Source organism: Rhodococcus sp. PD04 (assembly GCF_035918275.1).
GTDB classification, from domain to species: domain Bacteria; phylum Actinomycetota; class Actinomycetes; order Mycobacteriales; family Mycobacteriaceae; genus Rhodococcus; species Rhodococcus rhodochrous.
Map to the genome: position 1 here is coordinate 4,805,346 of NZ_CP142143.1, position 15,821 is coordinate 4,821,166.

A 15,821-nucleotide genomic window follows, 5' to 3' on the forward strand; every position below is an offset into this window, starting at 1 on the left:
AATGATTCCGTCCTGGGCTCGTCTCGCGTTCGCCGTGTTCGCGGTGAGCTGGGGCGCCAATCAGTTCGCTCCGATGCAGCTCGTCTACCGCGACCACCTGGGACTCGGCAGCGACTCGTTCACCGCCATGCTCGGCTCCTACATCGTCGGGTTGATCCCCGCGCTGCTCTACTTCGGGCGCGTGGCCGATCGGATCGGCCGTCGTCCGGTGATCCGGGCGATGATCCCGGTGAGCATCGTGTCGTCGATCGTCCTGTTGCTGGGCGCCGACGTCCCCGCGCTGCTGTATCTCGGCCGGGTGCTCGCCGGATTGGCGTCCGGCATGGCGTTCGGAGCCGGCACCGCCTGGATGAAGGAGCTGAGCGAAGGTCCGGGTGTGGGAGCGCGCCGGGCCGCCGTCTCGTTGTCTGCGGGATTCGGCAGCGGTGCCCTGTTCGCCGGTCTCATCGCGCAGTGGCTGCCCGCCCCCGACCGTCTGCCCTATCTCGTGCACATCGCTCTGATGGTGGTCGCGGTGGTGCTGGTGTGGGCCGTCCCCGACGCGCACCGGCCCCGCACCGTGCAGGGCTCGTGGCGCCTGTCCACCCTGTCGTCCCCGCGTTTCCGGTGGGGTGTCGTGCCGTGGGCCCCGTGGGTCTTCGGATGCGCGACCGTCTCGTTCGCCACGATGCCACCCATCGTGTCGGATCGCGTGGACAGCGTGGCCGTCGCGTTCACCGGCGTGGTCGCCGCCCTGACCCTGCTCACCGGTGCGTTGATCCAGCCCGTGGCCCGGCGCATCACCCGGCACGGCGAGGATCGCGGCGTGTGGACCGGGGTGGGCCTCGGTGTGCTGGGCTTCGTGTCGGCCGCCGTCGCGGTGCTCGTCGACGGCCCGGTATCGGTGCTCGCCGTCCTCGTCACCGCCGTCCTCCTCGGCGGGGGTTACGGCATGCTGCTCGTCTCGGGTCTCGTCACCGTCGAGCACATCGCTCCTCCCGAGGAGCTCGCGCAGACCGTCGCCGTCTTCTACTGCCTGATCTATCTGGGCTTCGCGGTGCCCTTCGTCATCTCGCTCGCCGCACCCCACGTCGGGTTCGTCGCGTGCTTCGCGGTCGCCGCGGCGCTGCTCGTGCTCGCGCTCGTCCCCCGGAAGTTGCTCGCCGATCAGGAAGCGACCCTCGTCGATTCGCACTGAGCAAGAGCAGTGGAGCCCTGGGTGCGAACCTGCCTCAGCAGATCCGACAGCGCCCGGGCGACCTCCTCGGGACGGTCGGCGAGCACACGGTGGCCGGCACCGGCGAACCGCACCAGGTTCGCGTGCGGCAGTCGCGCCGCCATCGCCTCCGACAACGACAGGGGTACGAAGACGTCCTCCGTGCCCGCCGCGACGACCACCGGCACTCTCGCGAGCACGTCGAGGGCGGCGGACTCGTCGAGGACCGCGAAGTCGGCCAGCAGCCGCGACCAGGTGACGACGGAGGTCTCGTTCGACAGCGCCGATCCGACCACCCGCAGCCACGATTCCTCCGTGCGTCTGCGGGCGGCGACGATGCACACACGGCCCCCGGCGCGCTTCGACAACTCCATGACGCGCGGTGCACGCGACACCGCCCGGTGCACGATGGACGCCGCCGGATGACGCAGATAGCGCCCGATACCGCCGTCCGCGAGTCCCGATGCGGCGGTGGCGATCAGACCGACACCCACGATGCGGTCGCCGACTGCGTCGGGGCGACGACGGGCGTAGGACAGTGCGACCATGCCGCCCATCGAATAGCCCGCCAGCACCACCGGTCCGTCCGGCGCGAGGGTCCGGAGCACTGCGTCGAGGTCGTCGGACATCCCGGAGACCGTGCACGCGGTGGCGTCGCCGGTCCCGGAACGACCGTGTCCGCGCTGGTCGTAGCGGACGATTCGCAGACCGGGCAGGTCCACCGACCCGCAGACGGCATCCCAGCTCGTGGCGTCCTGGCAGTGCCCGTGCAGGCACACGAGGGTCAGATCCGCATCCCTCGGTCCGGTGACCGTGGCGGCCAACGGCACTCCGTCGTCGGCAACCACGGTCACACGAGCGATCGTGTTCGGGTCCGTACTCGACGTCGGCTCGGCCATGTCGCCTCCTGCACAGCGCATCTGCAGGAGTTGTCGCGTCACCGCCGGGTGTCGTTAACCGCCGACATCGAATCGTGACGTCCGGTCGTCAGCGCGGGGCGAGCGCCCGGATCATCGGTGCGGGATCGCCCGAGGGCACCAGGGCGATGGCCGGGGTGGTCACGCCCGCCTCGACATAGCGCTCCACGTGCTCGCGGCACGCCTCGGGTTCGCCGTGGATCACGAGGGCGTCCACGACGTGGTCCGGGATCGCTTCGAGAGCGGCCTTGCGGTCACCTTCCGCCCACGCCTTCCACATTCCTGCGAAATCCTCTGAACGGCCGAGGAATTCGTGGAAGGCCCGGTAGACGGGGACGTTCATGTAGGCGGCGATCATGCGCCGGCCGATGGCGCGGGCGGTCTCGGTGTCGAAGCCGGGGAGCACGAAGATCCGTGCGACGATCTCCTTGTTCTCGCCGCCCTCGTGGACGTAGGGCGCCACGGTGCGGACGTCGTCGGCGGACAGCCAGTTGATGATGGCGCCGTCGGCCTCCCGTCCGGCCAGACGCAACATGCCCGGCCGCAGTGCCGCCAGCAGCACCGGCGGCGTCGGGTCGGGTACGACGCCGGCCCGGAATCCGTCGACTGTGAAGGTGTCGTACTTCTCGGAGATCTTCTCCCCCGACAGGGCGGCACGCAGGAACCGCAGGGTGTCGCGGGCGCGCTTGAACGGTTCCTCGAAGGGGATGCCGTTCCACTTCTCCACGATGACGTCGGAGGAGGTGCCCACCCCGAGCACGAAGCGACCGGGTGCTGCTGCGGCGAGGCTCGCGGCCGACATGGCCAGCGTCGCGGGGCCGCGGGTGTAGACGGGGACGATCGCGGTGCCCAGCCGCAGGCTGGGCGCCCACACGCTCGCGAGGGTCAGCGGGGTGAACGCATCGGCAGCGCCGGCCTCGGACGACCATACGTCCGTGTATCCGAGGTCGGGGAGCTCTTCGATGATGCGTCGCTGGTCGGGCAGGGGGATGCCGTCGAGCGGCACGGTCAGGCCCCATCGTCGTGTCGTGTTCTCCGTCATGACCGTCACCCTAGCCACACTGTGGTTCAGGTCATACCCGGGCGTGTCCCGGCCCGCGCGGTCGGGCCCGCCCCGCGGCCGCTCCGGTCCCCGTATGCTCGCGAGTCGTGCGTATCGATCAGTTGTGGCGTTATCCGGTGAAGTCGTTCGGGGGTGAACGGATCGACGCCGCAGTGATCGAAGCGGACGGCCTGCGCGGCGATCACCTGTGGACGCTGGTCGACGCCGAGTCCGGAAACATCGCGAGTGCGAAGCGTTTCCGCCGCTACGGATTGCTGTTGACCTGCTCCGCACGACTTCTGAACGACGACGATCCCCGCGACCGAGCGGCACTCGAACTGACGCTCGCCGACGGCACGGTGGTCCGTGGCGACGATCCCGATGTCGACGACCTGCTGTCGAAGATGATCGGTCACGACGTGCGGCTCGAACCGCGCGACCGTACCTACGACGAAGCGCCGCTGCATCTCGTCTCCCGCTCCGCGGTCGAGGCGCTCGGCACCGGCGACCCCACCGATGTGGCATTACGGCGGTTCCGGCCGCAGCTGGTCGTCGACACTCCGGGCACGACCGGCTTCGTGGAGGACGAGTGGATCGGCCGACGGGTGTCGGTGGGCTCGGCGGTCCTCGAACCGCACAAGCGCACCGCGCGGTGCGTCATGGTGACGCTCCCCCATCAGGAGGTTCCCGCGCGGCGCGACATGCTGCGTGAGGTGACGACCGCCCATCAGGTGCCCAATGTTCCGGAGGGCAGGCCGATGCCGTGCATCGGTGTCTACGCGACCGTCACGACTTCCGGCGCCATCACGATCGGTGACGAGATCGACGTCGGCCGAGCCGACTACCCGAGCACAGCCGAGTAGACCGGGTCACTTCCCGGCGAGGTAGTCCTCGACGAGGATCTTCTTCTGCACCTTGCCCATCGCGTTGCGCGGAAGTGCGTCGACGGTGCGGATCTCGCGGGGGCGCTTGTGGACCGAGAGGGTCTGCGCGACGAAGTCCGAGAGTTCGTTCGGATCACGGAGATCCCCGACGACGTAGGCCACGATCCGCTGTCCGAGATCGTCGTCCGGCACGCCCACCACGGCCGCCTCCTGCACGCCGGCATGGTTCAGCAGCGCGTGCTCCACCTCGCCGGCGCCGATCCGGTAGCCGCCGGACTTGATCATGTCGACCGATTCGCGACCGACGATGCGGTGGAAGCCCTGGTCGTCGATCACGGCGATGTCGCCGGTCTTGAACCAGCCGTCCTCGGTCATCGACTCGGCGGTCTTCTCGGGATTGTTCAGGTAGCCGTCGAACAGGGTCGCGCCGGAAACCTCCAGCTGGCCGAGGGTTTCGCCGTCGTGCGCCACGAGGTTGCCGGCCTGGTCGCGCAGGCGGGTGGAGACCCCGGCGATCGGCAGACCCACCCAGCCGGGCCGGCGCTCACCGTCGTGGCGGGTGCTGATCGTGATGATCGTTTCGCTCATCCCGTACCGCTCGATCGGCGCGGAGCCGGTGAGGGCGAGCATGCGCTCGAAGACCGGCACGGGCAGGGGTGCACTGCCCGACACCAGGAGACGCGCGGACGACAGTGCGCGAGCGGACGATTCGTCGGCGACGACCCGCGACCACACGGTGGGAACACCGAAGTAGAGCGAACCACCCGCTGCCGCATAGGCTTCGGGCTTCGGTCGCACCGTGTGCACGAGCGGCGAGCCCTGCCGGAGCGCACCGACGACGCCGAGGATGAGCCCGTGGACGTGGAACAGCGGAAGTCCGTGGACGAGAGTGTCGTCGGACGTCCAGTTCCACGCCTCGGCGAGGCCGTCGAGACCGGCCGCCACGGCGGACCGCGAGAGCACGACTCCCTTGGGGGCGCCGGTGGTTCCGGAGGTGTACATGATCATCGCGGCGCTGCCCGGATCGGCTTCGGCGTGTGAGGACGACGAACGTGCGCTCGCGTCGACGGGGATCGCGGGCAGGGTGACGTCCTCGGGCGCGGTGCCGAGCCACACCTGTGCACCCGAGTCCTTCAGGATGTGGGCGCGCTCGGCCGGGCCGGAATCCGGCGGCACGGGCACCGCGGCCACACCGGCCATGAGGCATCCGGTCGTGGCGATCACCGTCTCGATGCTCGCGGTGGCGTCGATGGCGACCCGCGAGGAACCGGCGACCTCGTCGGCCACCGCGGCGGCGGCCGCGATCAGTTCGGATCGGGTGAGCGAGACGTCTCCGACGCGGACGGCGCTGCGGTCGTCACCTGCTCCGGACTCGGTGAGCGAGGTCAGCAACGGCACGGGCGTGGTGGTGGTCATCGGTGGGTCCCTTCTCGACGTCCTGCCGGACGGTGTCGCGCAGCGCCTGGTCCACATTATGGACCGCCGTGCTACGATGCGGTCCGGCTCAACCTATAACCCGTGACGCCCGCCGTCAACGACGCGCGAAAGGTTCCGATGAACAGCGTTCTCACCGCACTCCGCGTGTTCGAGGAGGTCGCGACCACGCAACCGGTCGGGCTCTCGGAGTTGAGCAAACGTCTCGACGTCCCCAAGAGCACCGTGCAGCGGTGCCTGAAGACCCTCGCCGAGGCCGGCTGGATACGCCCCTCGACGGCGAATGCCGGGCAGTGGGTCATCACCGGCCGCGCGTTCAGCCTGGGCAGCGCGATGTCGTCCGGCGACGACCTGCGCGAGGTCGCACTCCCGGAACTGAACCGCCTGCAGGCCGAGACGGGCGAGACCGTCCATCTCGCCGTGCCGGACGGGAACGAGCTGGTCCTGATCGAGCGACTCGACAGTGCCCACCAGCTGCGCGCCTTCCTCGCCCTCGGCACGCGCCTGCCCCTGCATGCCGCGTCCACCGGCAAGGCCTATCTCGCGTCGCTGCCCGACGCGCGGATCGAGGACTTCCTCGCGACCGAGCTCCCGTCACTGACCGAGCACACCGTCACCGACCCGGCAGCGCTGCGCGAGGAGATCGCCGAGATCCGCGCCCGCGGGTACGCCGTGACCGAACAGGGGCTGCACGACGGCATCGCCGCCGTCGCCGTCGCGCTGCGTGGGCGCGGCGGCACCGTGCGCGGTTGCTTCAGCATCTCGGGTCCGGCCTCACGACTGACGCCCGACCTCTTCCCCGACTATGGCGCGAAGGCGCTGGCAGCGCGGGACGCGATCGAGCGTCGCCTGCCCTGATCCGCTCCGAGCAGGACCGGCGGGAACCCACCACCTCTGGACATATCGTTTGTCGATAGGTATAACGATTATCGATGGTATCGACAATCGATAACCCCGCCGTCCGGCGAGTTCGGAGACGACCATGAATTCCACCCACGACACCGACCGCCCCCAGGGCCCGGGCGCCGAACCCGACACGCTCTCCCCCACCGAGACGTCGAAGAAGGACCGCACCGATCTGTGGGCGTCCCTCACCGTCTTCGCGCTGACCTCGCTGATCGTGCTCTTCACCTATGTCCGCGACCTCGCGAGCTCCCTCGGCGACGGCATCGTGACCGCGCGGGTCCGGTTCGACGACGCGGCAGCGGCGCCGGTGCTGTCCACCCCCAACGGCGTCGACCTCCAGACCACCTCGACGACGGTGATCGACGTTCCGACCGACACCCTCTCACCCGTCAGCGTCGGCCTCATCCGCGCCGGGGAGGCGGTACAGACGTTCGGTTACCTGACAGCCCTGGCCCTGCTGAGCTGGATCGTCGTGCGATTCGTCCGGGGCCGACTGTTCGACCGGGGTGCCATCCGGCTCGTGTGGATCACCTCCATCGTGGCGATCGCGACCATCATCGTCCCGATGATCCCCCGCACGCTGGGCACCAACATGCTGATCCGTGACGTGGACATGAATTACGTCCTCTCGAACGCGCCTCTCGGACCGGAGTTCTGGTACGCCTACGTCTTCTGCATGGTGATCTCGGCCGTGGGTGTGGTGCTGCGGATCGGCAGCCGCATGGCGCGCGACAACGAAGGACTCGTCTGATGCCTCCGGAAACCGAGCATGCCGTCCGGTGTCATCTCGACGAGCTGCTGGCCGACCGGGGCATGACGCTCACCGAGTTGGCCGAGAAGGTCGGCGTCAGCGTGGTGAACCTGTCGGTACTCAAGAACGGACGCGCCCGCGCGATCCGCTTCTCGACCCTCACCGCCCTGTGCCGCGTACTGGATTGCTCTGTGGGCGACATCCTTTCGGTCGACTGACCGAGCACAGAAACGGCGATGCCCGGAACCTCGTGGGTTCCGGGCATCGCCGACGGTCCGGCCGGTGGCGCTCCGGCTGACGCACGGACCTTTTCTTCTATTCCCCGATCGCGGGAAGAATGCGGGTGCGGACCTCACCGAAGCCGATGCGGGTCCCGTTCGGGCCGGGCGCGGTGGCCGAGATGGAGATCTCGTCGCCGTCCTCGATGAAGGTGCGCGTCTCGTCGCCGACCTGCACGGGTTCTGCTCCACCCCAGGTCAGTTCGATGAAGGCACCGCGCTGGTCCTTCTCCGGGCCCGAGATGGTGCCGGAGCCGAACAGATCACCGGTGCGGGTCGCGGCACCGTTGACCGAGGTGTGGGCGAGCATCTGCGCCGGCGACCAGTACATCTGCGCGTACGGCGGGCGCGACACGACGTGCCCGTTCCACTCGACCTCGAGATCGATGTCCAGGCCCCACTTCTCGGTGCCCTTCAGGTACGGCAGCGGCTCCGGGTCCTGCACCGGGGTGTCGATGCGGGCGGCCTCGAGTGCGGCGAGTGGAACGACCCACGGCGAGATCGACGTCGCGAAGGACTTGCCGAGGTTCGGGCCCAGCGGCACGTACTCCCACGCCTGGATGTCGCGGGCCGACCAGTCGTTGAGGATGACGGCACCGAAGCAGTGGTCGGCGAACTCGTCGGGAGTGATCTGCGAACCCATCGGGGAGCCGACACCGACGATGAAGCCCATCTCGGCCTCGATGTCGAGGCGGATCGACGGACCGAAGACCGGCGCAGCATCGTTGGGGCCCTTGCGCTGTCCGCACGGCCGCACGATGTCGACACCCGAGGTCACGACGGTGCTCGACCGGCCGTGGTAGCCGACGGGCAGGTGCTTCCAGTTCGGCATCAGCGGGTCGGGGTTCTGCGGGCGGAACAGTCGGCCGAGGTTCGACGCGTGGTTCTCCGACGCGTAGAAGTCGACGTAGTCGGCCACCTCGATGGGCAGGTGCATCGTCACGTCGGCGACGGCGAAGACGGCCTCGTCGGCGACATCACCGGCGGCGAGTTCCTTGATCGCGGCGCGGACTTCGTCCCACCGGGCGCGGCCCTGGGCCATGAACGCGTTGAGCGACGGCTCGGCGAAGACGACGTCGTCCTCGAAGACACGGCTCAGGTCGAGGACCGAATCTCCGACGCGGACACCGACGCGGGGTTCGCTGTCGGCCGTGGAGAAGATGCCGTACGGCAGGTTGTCGAGACCGAAGAGCGAGCCCTCCGGAATGGCGATGGTGGTCATGCGTTCGTTCCTTCGGTGATCGGGGAAACGGTCGAGGGCACCAGACCGAGGCCGAGCAGATCCTCGAGCGGTTCGGCGATGCTGCAGGTGCCGTACGACAGGAAACGGCGCCGGACCTCTGCGGCCCGGTCGTCGGACAGGGCGCCGAGGCGGGCGGAGAGCACTGCCCCGTCGCGTTCGGCGAGCACGGAGGCGACCTCGTCGGTGTCCGCTCCGGACAGCACCGCGTCCACCGCGGCCAGCAGGTTCACGAACCCGTGCTGCTCGAAGCCCGTCTTCGGGTCGGTGTTGCGCACCGCATGGTGCAGACCGGCGGTTGCCTTGAACGGCACACCCGTGGTGACGACCGTGCCGACCGCCGCGGCGAGTTCGGCTTCGTCGGGATAAGCCTCGGCGACGATGCCGCCGGTGCGGAACTTGGCCGCGTAGGGCGTGCCGACCATGCGGGCGAGGATCTCGGCGCGACGCTCGTCGCGCGGAACCTCCACGAAGATATCGACATCCGGGAGGTCCGCGGAGATCTCGGCGAGCGCTGCGAACAGCTCGTCGACGGATTGCTCTGCGGGGACCGCGATCTCGAGTGCCACCACGGACACCGAGTCCATCGCGTCGACCTGCTCCAGGGCAGGCCGGACGGCGGCGGTGCCGGTCGGTGTGGTCAGGCTCAGGGCCAGCTCACCGGGATACGGGTGCTGCGCGAGGTGGTCTGCGAGTTCACCGAGGCGACCCGCCGGGAAGACGAACGCTCCGACGAGCGGCGCGTGCGCGGACGAGCGGTGCCCGGCGTGGGCGGGGACGGCGACGGGCAGCGGGGCGTTACCCGGAGGGAACAGCGCCGCGTCGTCGCACAGTCCGGTCAAAAGAGGTCCGAAAGTCACTTGGCCGCTCCTGCATTGCGGTTCCAGCTGCCGGCGTAGGCGGCGTCCTCGCACGCGAGCGCACCCTCACCGAGTTCGAGCGGGCGGAAGGTGTCGACCATGACGGCGAGTTCGTCGAAGAACTCCACACCGATGCTGCGCTCGTAGGCACCCGGCTGCGGGCCGTGCGCGTGACCACCGGGGTGCACCGAGATCGACCCCTGGCCGATGCCCGATCCCTTGCGGGCCTCGTAATCGCCGCCGCAGTAGAACATGACCTCGTCGGAGTCGACGTTCGAGTGGTAGTACGGCACCGGCACGGCCAGCGGGTGGTAGTCCACCTTGCGGGGCACGAAGTTGCAGATGACGAAGTTGTTGCCCTCGAACGCCTGGTGCGCCGGCGGCGGCTGGTGGACACGGCCGGTGATGGGCTCGTAGTCGTGGATCGAGAAGGTGTACGGGTACAGGCAGCCGTCCCAGCCGACCACGTCGAAGGGGTGGTGCGGCATCAGGTAGCGGGTGCCGACGACGCCGTGCGAGGTGCGGTGCTTGACGAGCACCTCGACGTTCTCCTCCTCGACCTGCATGAGTTCGGTCGGGCCGTGCAGGTCGCGCTCGCAGAACGGCGCGTGCTCGAGGAACTGCCCGAACTTCGACAGGTAGCGCTTCGGCGGCACGATGTGGCTGTTGGCCTCGATCGTGTAGGCGCGCAGCGGTGCGTCGCCCTTGGGCACCCAGCGGTGGGTGGTGGCCATCGGCAGCAGGACGTAGTCGCCGGCCTTCGCCTCGAGCGGACCGAAGACCGTCTCGACGGTGGCCTCACCGGACTCGACGTAGACCATCTCGTCGCCGACGACGTTGCGGTACAGCGGCGAGGGCTTGGACGACACGACGTACGAGATGCGCACGTCGGCGTTGCCCAGGACCAGACGACGACCCGTCACGACATCCGTCTCGGCCCAGGTCGTCTCGGGGAACAGATCGTGCAGTTTCAGGTGCCGCGGCTTGAGCGGGTGGTTGGGCGTGGTGGTCTGATCGGGCAGCTTCCACTCGGTGGCGTCGACGATCGCCGACGGGATGTACCGGTGGTAGAGCAGCGCCGAGTCGGACGAGAAGCCCTCCTCGCCCATGAGCTCTTCGTAGTACAGGTTGCCGTTCTCGTCACGGTGCTGGGTGTGACGCTTCGGCGGGATGACGCCGAGCTGTCGGTAGAACGCCATGATCTGACTCCTCGCGGATCTCGGGCGTGCGGGGAAGGTCGCTCGCCTGGAATTAGTAAACACGTTAACTAACCGGAGGGCGTGAGCGCAACCACAGAGAGGTCACGAGGCTGTGTCAGTTGCGTCCGCGCACGTCGAACTGGCTGCGGTTGGTGATCAGCTTGTTCAGGAGCATCACGAGAATCTGCTGCTCGGTGGGGGTGAGCACCTCCACCCAGGCCTCCTCGCGCTCGTTCTGCGCGCGGAAACTGTCGCGGATCTCCTTCTCCCCCGCTTCGGTGAGCGACAACTGCACCGAACGCGCGTCGTGACTGACCGGCGTCTTCTCCAGGATCCCCGCTTCGACCAGCGGTTTCGCAAGGTTCGAGACGGCAGCGCGACTCATGCCGGTGAGTCGCGCGGCGACGTTCGGCTCGATCGGGCCGGCAAGCCAGATGACGAACATGAGCCGATAGGCCGACCACGACCTGCCGCGGGGGCGGTGAACCGCAGCTTCGAGGTCGTAGGTGACGATGTCCGAGGCCCGGTTGAGCGTGAGCAGGACTTCGGTCGCGCTGCGGTGATGTTCGCCGAACTTGCTGTTCAGACGCTCCTGCGCGAGTTCGACGAAGGACCAGTAGTCGAGGTCGCGGGGTCCGGACATGCGGTCACAGTACCGCAGATCGGGGATAATTCATCCATTTACTATCCCGTGGATGACCCGGAGATCGGCGGGACTGCGGAAAACCGCACCCCGAACGCCGCGAAGTCGGCGGAAAACCGCAGCGACCTGCGAGTTCGCCGCTCATAGCGTTCCGGGCATGAACTTCGCACACACCCTCTCGCAGTCCCCCACCGATGAACTCGACGGCCTCGCAGGCCTATCGCTGCAGCTGATGGAGATGCTCGGAGCACCCGGCGCCGGTCTCGCGGTCGCCGCGGAGAACCTCTTCCCGCCGATCCCGAGCGAGGTGATCCTGCCCCTCGCCGGCTTCGCGGCCTCGCGCGGGGAGATCTCCCTCGTCTCGGCCGTCATGTGGACCACCCTCGGCTCCCTCGTCGGCGCACTGCTGCTCTACCTCGCCGGACGCGCCTTCGGCCGTCGGCGGATGTATGCCGTGGTCGAGCGACTCCCACTGGTGAACACCTCCGATCTCCGGCGCGGCGAAGAATGGTTCGCCCGGCACGGTGAGAAATCGGTGCTCCTCGGCCGGATGGTGCCGCTCGTGCGGAGCGTGATCTCGGTTCCCGCCGGGGTGGAGGCCATGCCCGTCGGCCGTTTCGTCGTCCTGACCGTCCTGGGCAGCGCGCTGTGGAACTCGATCTTCGTGCTCGCCGGCTACCTTCTCGGGGAGAACTGGGGAGTCGTCGAACCGTATGCCGATGTGCTGCAGAAACTCGTGATCGTCGCGGTGGTCGCAGCAGTGGCGGTGTTCGTCGTCCGCCGTGTCCGATCGATTCGCGCCCGTTAGGGTCGGTCCGTGATCGATCACCTTCGGCGCTCACTCGGGACCTCGGTCCGCGCCGTCGTCGGGCTCCTGCTCGGGATCGTCACCGCGGTGACGGGTGCGGCGGTATCGACCCGCCGCACCACCGACGGACCGAGCCGCGCGGCCGAACGCGACCGCACTCGTCTCGTGCGATGGTTCGACGCCGAGGCGGTCCGGGATCTTCCGGATCGCGAGCCGACCGGATACTTCCTCGTTCGCCTGGCCTACGGTCCGCTCGTCGGCCTCGTCGTACTGCTCGTCCTGATCGCCGCGACCGGCTACGGGGGCTGGGCGATCGTCCTGCTGGCCGGCGGTCGCATCTCCGTCGCCGACGGTCTCGTCTCACTCCTCGTCGCCGCCGTGATGATCTACCTCTCCGTCCGGATGGCGATGATCGTGGGCCAGTGGGACCTCCGCACAGCACTGCGGCTGCTCGGCGACGATGCCACGCAGCATCGTCTCCGCGACCTGCAACGCACCCGCGCCGACGTCGTCACCGCCATCGACGACGAACGCCGGCGGATCGAACGCGCCCTGCACGACGACGTCCAGCAGCGAGCCGTCGCGCTCGCACTCGACGTCGGTCGCGCGCGACGCACCGCCGAACGCGGCGGCGGAAATCTCGTCGCCGACCTCGACAACGCCGTCGCTCAGGCACAGGCACTGCTCACCGAACTGCGCGACGTGGCGTGGCGGATATACCCGGCCGCGCTCGACGAACACGGACTCGCCGCGGCACTGGAAGGGTTGTCCGCACACACCTTCCTCCCCGTCGACCTGGATCTGTCGATCGACCCGGAACCACCGCACGATGTCGCGGCAGCCGCGTACTACGTTGCCGCGGAAGGGGTCACGAACGCGACGAAGCACTCCGGCGCCGACAGCGTGTCCGTGACCGTCGCAGCGGACGGTCGCGTCGTCACGGTCACGGTCGTCGACGACGGATGCGGTGGGGCCGAGATGACGGGCTCCGGGCTGACGGGTCTCGCGCGCCGCGTCGCCGCGCTGGACGGGCAGTTCTCCGTACACAGCCCCCGCGGAGGGCCGACCGTCGTGGAAGCGAGGATCCCGTGCGCATCGTGATAGCCGAGGACTCGACCCTTCTCCGCGAGGGCCTGTCCCGGTTGCTCGTGGATGAAGGCCACGAAGTGCTCGCCGGTGTGGGCAACGCCGTCGAGTTGCACCACGTCGTCGAGCGCGAGGTGCCCGACCTCGTGTTGCTCGACGTGCGCATGCCCCCGACCTACTCGACGGAGGGCATCGACGCGGCGCGGCGCATCAAGGAGGAACACCCGCAGGTCGCTGTGCTCGTGCTGTCGCAGTACGTCGAGCACCGGAACGCGACCGGCCTGCTCACGAACGGCTGGGGTGGCGTGGGCTATCTGCTCAAGGATCGCGTGTCGGACGTGGGGGCGTTCCTCACCGACCTGGAACGTGTGGCCGCGGGCGGGACGGCCTTCGATCCCGAGGTGGTGCGGCAACTGTTCGCGAACACCCGCCGCACCGACCCCATCGCCGCCCTCACCGAACGCGAGCGCGAGGTGCTCGAGGCCCTCGCGCAGGGTTTGACGAACACCGGCATCGCCGATCGTCTGACCATGTCGGTCAGCGCCGTCGAGAAGCACGTCAATTCGATCTTCGTGAAGCTCGATCTGCCGCGCGAGGCCGACCGTAGTCGGCGGGTACGGGCGGTGCTCCTCTATCTCGAGAGCACGGGCACCCCGAGCTCTCGGGACGACCGCTGACGCCCCGTGCGGATCAGAAGAGCGGATACACGAAGTGCCCGACGCCTCCGCCGGGTGCGCTCGACCCCGTCACGTTGGGCAGGTTCGCGGGCAGACGCTGAAGCTTGTGTGGCCGGCCTTCGAGGTCGGCCTGCCAGCAGTCGGTCGTCACGCCGTGGAAGCCCTGACACACGATGCGGGTGTTCGTGCCGAACGGTGAGGTCAGCCGTGGCTCGTTCACCAGCGGGTTCCAGTAGGCGAGCTCGTCCGGGGTGAGCCAGTTGGCGGGGTCCGCCTCGAACACGGAGATCGGGCTGTTCGGTTGCTGGACCGGCCACTCGTCCTGCGCCGCCGCGATGCCGGCGCCGCCGAGGACGATCCCTCCTGTCACTGCGGCGACCGCTCCGGCCCGCAGTACCCGTCGAAATCCGTTCGCCATCGTTCCCCTCCACCCCGTGTCTCGAGGACCCGTGCCTCCCGGACATCGAAACACGGACCACGCGGTCCGGATATGGGAATGCCGGAATTGTCGGCCCCCGACGGGTTCCGACAATTCCGGCTGCACCACAGGACTAGTCGGTGCGGAGTTCGATGCCCTTCGTCTCCTCGATGAAGAAGACCGCACCGAGGGTGAGCAGCGCACAGAACACGAAGTACCCGGCCGGTGCCAGCGAGTTCCCGGTGACGTCGATCAGCCACGTCGCGATGAACGGTGCGGTGCCACCGAGGCACATGTTCGTCACGTTGTTCCCGAGAGCGATACCGCTGTATCGCACGGACGCCTTGAGCATCTCGACATAGGTGACGAAGGAGGCGCCGTTGACCACCGACACGCAGATGAACAGCACGGACTGGCCGACGACGGCCTGCCAGACGGTGCCGCCGGACATCAGCATGAACATCGGAACACCGACGATCGCGGATGCGGCACTACCGGCGAACAGCACCGGCTTGCGCCCGTACTTGTCGGCGAGATAACCGGCGATGGGCAGCGTGATCACACCGAGTACGAGAGCGAGGCAGGTCGACAGGAACGCGACGGAGGACGACAGCCCACCCGTGGTCTGCAGGTAGGTCGCGGCATACACGGAGGCGATGTAGTAGCCACCGATGATGAGCGCACCGAGCAGGATGATCTTGACGACGCTTCCGCCCGACGTCTTCAGCAGCTCCGCGATGGGCAGCTTCTTCGTCTCACCCTTTTCCTCGAGTTCCTCGAACTGCGGAGTGTCCTCGAGATGGTTACGGATCCAGATGCCGACGACACCGATGACCACGCTGAGCAGGAACGGGATGCGCCATGCCCATTCGAGGATCTGTTCCTCCGAGAACGTGGACGTGATGCCGAGCGCCACGAGAGACGCCACCAACGACCCCAGGTAGGTACCCGAGTTGACCATGGACGTCTGCGTCGCGCGCCAGCGTGCCGGTGCGGATTCGGAGACGAATGCGTTCGCGCCGCCGAGTTCGCCACCGGCCGCGAAGCCCTGCAGGCAGCGGGCGAGCACGAGCAGAACCGTCGCCCACACGCCCAGAGTGGCGTAGGTGGGCATCAGTCCCATGGCCGCGGTCGCCACGACCATGAGCAGGATCGTCCACGACAGTGCGTTCTTCCGGCCGTACTTGTCACCGATGTGCCCGAAGAAGATGCCGCCGGGCACCCGGAGGAAGAACGCCACGGCGAAGGCCGCAAACGTTCCCAGCAGAGCAGCTGTCTCGTCTTCGGAGACGAAGAACAGGGTGGCGACCATCGTCGCCATGTAGCCGTAGATACCGAAGTCGTAGTACTCGACGATGGTGCCCACGACGGCAGCACGAATGACCTTCGTCGTCGACTGCTTCGGTTGCGGAGTGCCGACCTGGGGTGGACTCACTGCGGGGGATGCCGCGTCCGATCCGAGCATGTTCGTGTCCTTTTCGAA

Annotated in this window: 17 protein-coding genes; 8 read left to right on the top strand and 9 right to left on the bottom strand. The window is 68.2% G+C overall.

All coding sequences use genetic code 11. The features are described from left to right. Nucleotide 1: 1 nt before the first annotated feature. Nucleotides 2-1,177 carry an MFS transporter gene (locus U9J23_RS21885; RefSeq protein ID WP_106201115.1) on the top strand — a complete coding sequence of 392 codons (1,176 nt, stop codon included), beginning with the start codon at nt 2-4 and terminating at the stop codon, nt 1,175-1,177. Here the strand turns inward: U9J23_RS21885 and U9J23_RS21890 are convergent. Further along, nucleotides 1,147-2,094, bottom strand: coding sequence for an alpha/beta fold hydrolase (locus tag U9J23_RS21890; protein WP_106201642.1), 948 nt, complete (start codon nt 2,092-2,094; stop codon nt 1,147-1,149). The genes U9J23_RS21885 and U9J23_RS21890 overlap by 31 nt on opposite strands. 88 nt (nt 2,095-2,182) lie before the next feature. Further along, on the bottom strand, nt 2,183-3,154 hold the full coding sequence (locus U9J23_RS21895) for an LLM class F420-dependent oxidoreductase (protein WP_059382823.1): 972 nt from the start codon (nt 3,152-3,154) through the stop codon (nt 2,183-2,185). A 107-nt stretch (nt 3,155-3,261) separates the two neighbouring features. Here U9J23_RS21895 and U9J23_RS21900 point away from each other — a divergent pair, with 107 nt between their 5' ends. After that, the gene (locus U9J23_RS21900) at nt 3,262-4,017 is read left to right on the top strand and encodes an MOSC domain-containing protein (RefSeq protein WP_272265820.1); all 756 of its coding nucleotides are present in this window, start codon (nt 3,262-3,264) and stop codon (nt 4,015-4,017) included. Nucleotides 4,018-4,023: 6 nt separating this feature from the next. On the opposite strand, the gene U9J23_RS21905 is transcribed toward U9J23_RS21900, so the two are convergent. Beyond that, entirely contained in the window at nt 4,024-5,454 is a 1,431-nt protein-coding gene (locus tag U9J23_RS21905; protein WP_059382821.1) for an acyl-CoA synthetase, read from the bottom strand. A gap of 138 nt (nt 5,455-5,592) precedes the next feature. Between U9J23_RS21905 and U9J23_RS21910 the strand changes: the two genes are divergently transcribed. From U9J23_RS21910 to U9J23_RS21920, 3 genes are all read left to right on the top strand, one after another. Then, the gene (locus tag U9J23_RS21910; RefSeq protein WP_272265823.1) at nt 5,593-6,330 is read left to right on the top strand and encodes an IclR family transcriptional regulator; all 738 of its coding nucleotides are present in this window, start codon (nt 5,593-5,595) and stop codon (nt 6,328-6,330) included. A gap of 124 nt (nt 6,331-6,454) precedes the next feature. Beyond that, on the top strand, nt 6,455-7,129 hold the full coding sequence (locus tag U9J23_RS21915; protein WP_016692506.1) for a hypothetical protein: 675 nt from the start codon (nt 6,455-6,457) through the stop codon (nt 7,127-7,129). Next, nucleotides 7,129-7,347: a helix-turn-helix domain-containing protein gene (locus tag U9J23_RS21920; protein WP_016932798.1), complete on the top strand. Its 219-nt coding sequence runs from the start codon at nt 7,129-7,131 to the stop codon at nt 7,345-7,347. The genes U9J23_RS21915 and U9J23_RS21920 overlap by 1 nt, the downstream gene beginning before the upstream one ends. A 97-nt stretch (nt 7,348-7,444) precedes the next feature. Here U9J23_RS21920 and fahA read toward each other — a convergent pair whose 3' ends face one another. From fahA to U9J23_RS21940, 4 genes are all read right to left on the bottom strand, one after another. Further along, complete coding sequence (gene fahA / locus U9J23_RS21925; protein ID WP_272265830.1) at nt 7,445-8,629, bottom strand: fumarylacetoacetase; 1,185 nt, start codon at nt 8,627-8,629, stop codon at nt 7,445-7,447. Next, complete coding sequence (locus U9J23_RS21930; protein ID WP_059382819.1) at nt 8,626-9,507, bottom strand: hypothetical protein; 882 nt, start codon at nt 9,505-9,507, stop codon at nt 8,626-8,628. The genes fahA and U9J23_RS21930 overlap by 4 nt, the downstream gene beginning before the upstream one ends. Beyond that, nucleotides 9,504-10,706, bottom strand: coding sequence for a homogentisate 1,2-dioxygenase (locus U9J23_RS21935; RefSeq protein WP_059382818.1), 1,203 nt, complete (start codon nt 10,704-10,706; stop codon nt 9,504-9,506). Before U9J23_RS21935 ends, U9J23_RS21930 begins: the two co-directional genes overlap by 4 nt. Nucleotides 10,707-10,821: 115 nt before the next feature. Then, nucleotides 10,822-11,349, bottom strand: coding sequence for a MarR family winged helix-turn-helix transcriptional regulator (locus tag U9J23_RS21940; RefSeq protein WP_016692512.1), 528 nt, complete (start codon nt 11,347-11,349; stop codon nt 10,822-10,824). A gap of 157 nt (nt 11,350-11,506) precedes the next feature. On the opposite strand from U9J23_RS21940, the gene U9J23_RS21945 reads away from it, so the two are divergent. From U9J23_RS21945 to U9J23_RS21955, 3 genes are read left to right on the top strand one after another with little or no spacing between them, the layout of a single operon-like run. Next, a complete protein-coding gene (locus U9J23_RS21945) occupies nt 11,507-12,157 on the top strand; it encodes a DedA family protein (RefSeq protein ID WP_059382817.1) in 651 nt (216 codons plus the stop codon). A 9-nt stretch (nt 12,158-12,166) separates the two neighbouring features. Next, on the top strand, nt 12,167-13,258 hold the full coding sequence (locus tag U9J23_RS21950; protein ID WP_272265836.1) for a sensor histidine kinase: 1,092 nt from the start codon (nt 12,167-12,169) through the stop codon (nt 13,256-13,258). Continuing rightward, nucleotides 13,246-13,920 carry a response regulator transcription factor gene (locus tag U9J23_RS21955; RefSeq protein ID WP_059382815.1) on the top strand — a complete coding sequence of 225 codons (675 nt, stop codon included), beginning with the start codon at nt 13,246-13,248 and terminating at the stop codon, nt 13,918-13,920. The genes U9J23_RS21950 and U9J23_RS21955 overlap by 13 nt, the downstream gene beginning before the upstream one ends. 13 nt (nt 13,921-13,933) lie before the next feature. On the opposite strand, the gene U9J23_RS21960 is transcribed toward U9J23_RS21955, so the two are convergent. Together U9J23_RS21960 and U9J23_RS21965 are read right to left on the bottom strand one after the other, a co-directional pair. After that, complete coding sequence (locus tag U9J23_RS21960; RefSeq protein ID WP_026061201.1) at nt 13,934-14,338, bottom strand: hypothetical protein; 405 nt, start codon at nt 14,336-14,338, stop codon at nt 13,934-13,936. A 133-nt stretch (nt 14,339-14,471) separates the two neighbouring features. Continuing rightward, nucleotides 14,472-15,803, bottom strand: coding sequence for an MFS transporter (locus tag U9J23_RS21965; protein ID WP_016692514.1), 1,332 nt, complete (start codon nt 15,801-15,803; stop codon nt 14,472-14,474). Nucleotides 15,804-15,821: the final 18 nt, after the last annotated feature.

Excerpts from the sequence above, each read along its gene's own strand:
- U9J23_RS21885 (WP_106201115.1), top strand. The coding sequence starts at position 2 with ATGATTCCGTCCTGGGCTCGTCTCGCGTTCGCCGTGTTCGCGGTGAGC.
- U9J23_RS21890 (WP_106201642.1), bottom strand. The coding sequence starts at position 2,094 with ATGGCCGAGCCGACGTCGAGTACGGACCCGAACACGATCGCTCGTGTG.
- U9J23_RS21895 (WP_059382823.1), bottom strand. The coding sequence starts at position 3,154 with ATGACGGAGAACACGACACGACGATGGGGCCTGACCGTGCCGCTCGAC.
- U9J23_RS21905 (WP_059382821.1), bottom strand. The coding sequence starts at position 5,454 with ATGACCACCACCACGCCCGTGCCGTTGCTGACCTCGCTCACCGAGTCC.
- U9J23_RS21910 (WP_272265823.1), top strand. The coding sequence starts at position 5,593 with ATGAACAGCGTTCTCACCGCACTCCGCGTGTTCGAGGAGGTCGCGACC.
- U9J23_RS21915 (WP_016692506.1), top strand. The coding sequence starts at position 6,455 with ATGAATTCCACCCACGACACCGACCGCCCCCAGGGCCCGGGCGCCGAA.
- U9J23_RS21920 (WP_016932798.1), top strand. The coding sequence starts at position 7,129 with ATGCCTCCGGAAACCGAGCATGCCGTCCGGTGTCATCTCGACGAGCTG.
- fahA (WP_272265830.1), bottom strand. The coding sequence starts at position 8,629 with ATGACCACCATCGCCATTCCGGAGGGCTCGCTCTTCGGTCTCGACAAC.
- U9J23_RS21935 (WP_059382818.1), bottom strand. The coding sequence starts at position 10,706 with ATGGCGTTCTACCGACAGCTCGGCGTCATCCCGCCGAAGCGTCACACC.
- U9J23_RS21940 (WP_016692512.1), bottom strand. The coding sequence starts at position 11,349 with ATGTCCGGACCCCGCGACCTCGACTACTGGTCCTTCGTCGAACTCGCG.
- U9J23_RS21945 (WP_059382817.1), top strand. The coding sequence starts at position 11,507 with ATGAACTTCGCACACACCCTCTCGCAGTCCCCCACCGATGAACTCGAC.
- U9J23_RS21960 (WP_026061201.1), bottom strand. The coding sequence starts at position 14,338 with ATGGCGAACGGATTTCGACGGGTACTGCGGGCCGGAGCGGTCGCCGCA.
- U9J23_RS21965 (WP_016692514.1), bottom strand. The coding sequence starts at position 15,803 with ATGCTCGGATCGGACGCGGCATCCCCCGCAGTGAGTCCACCCCAGGTC.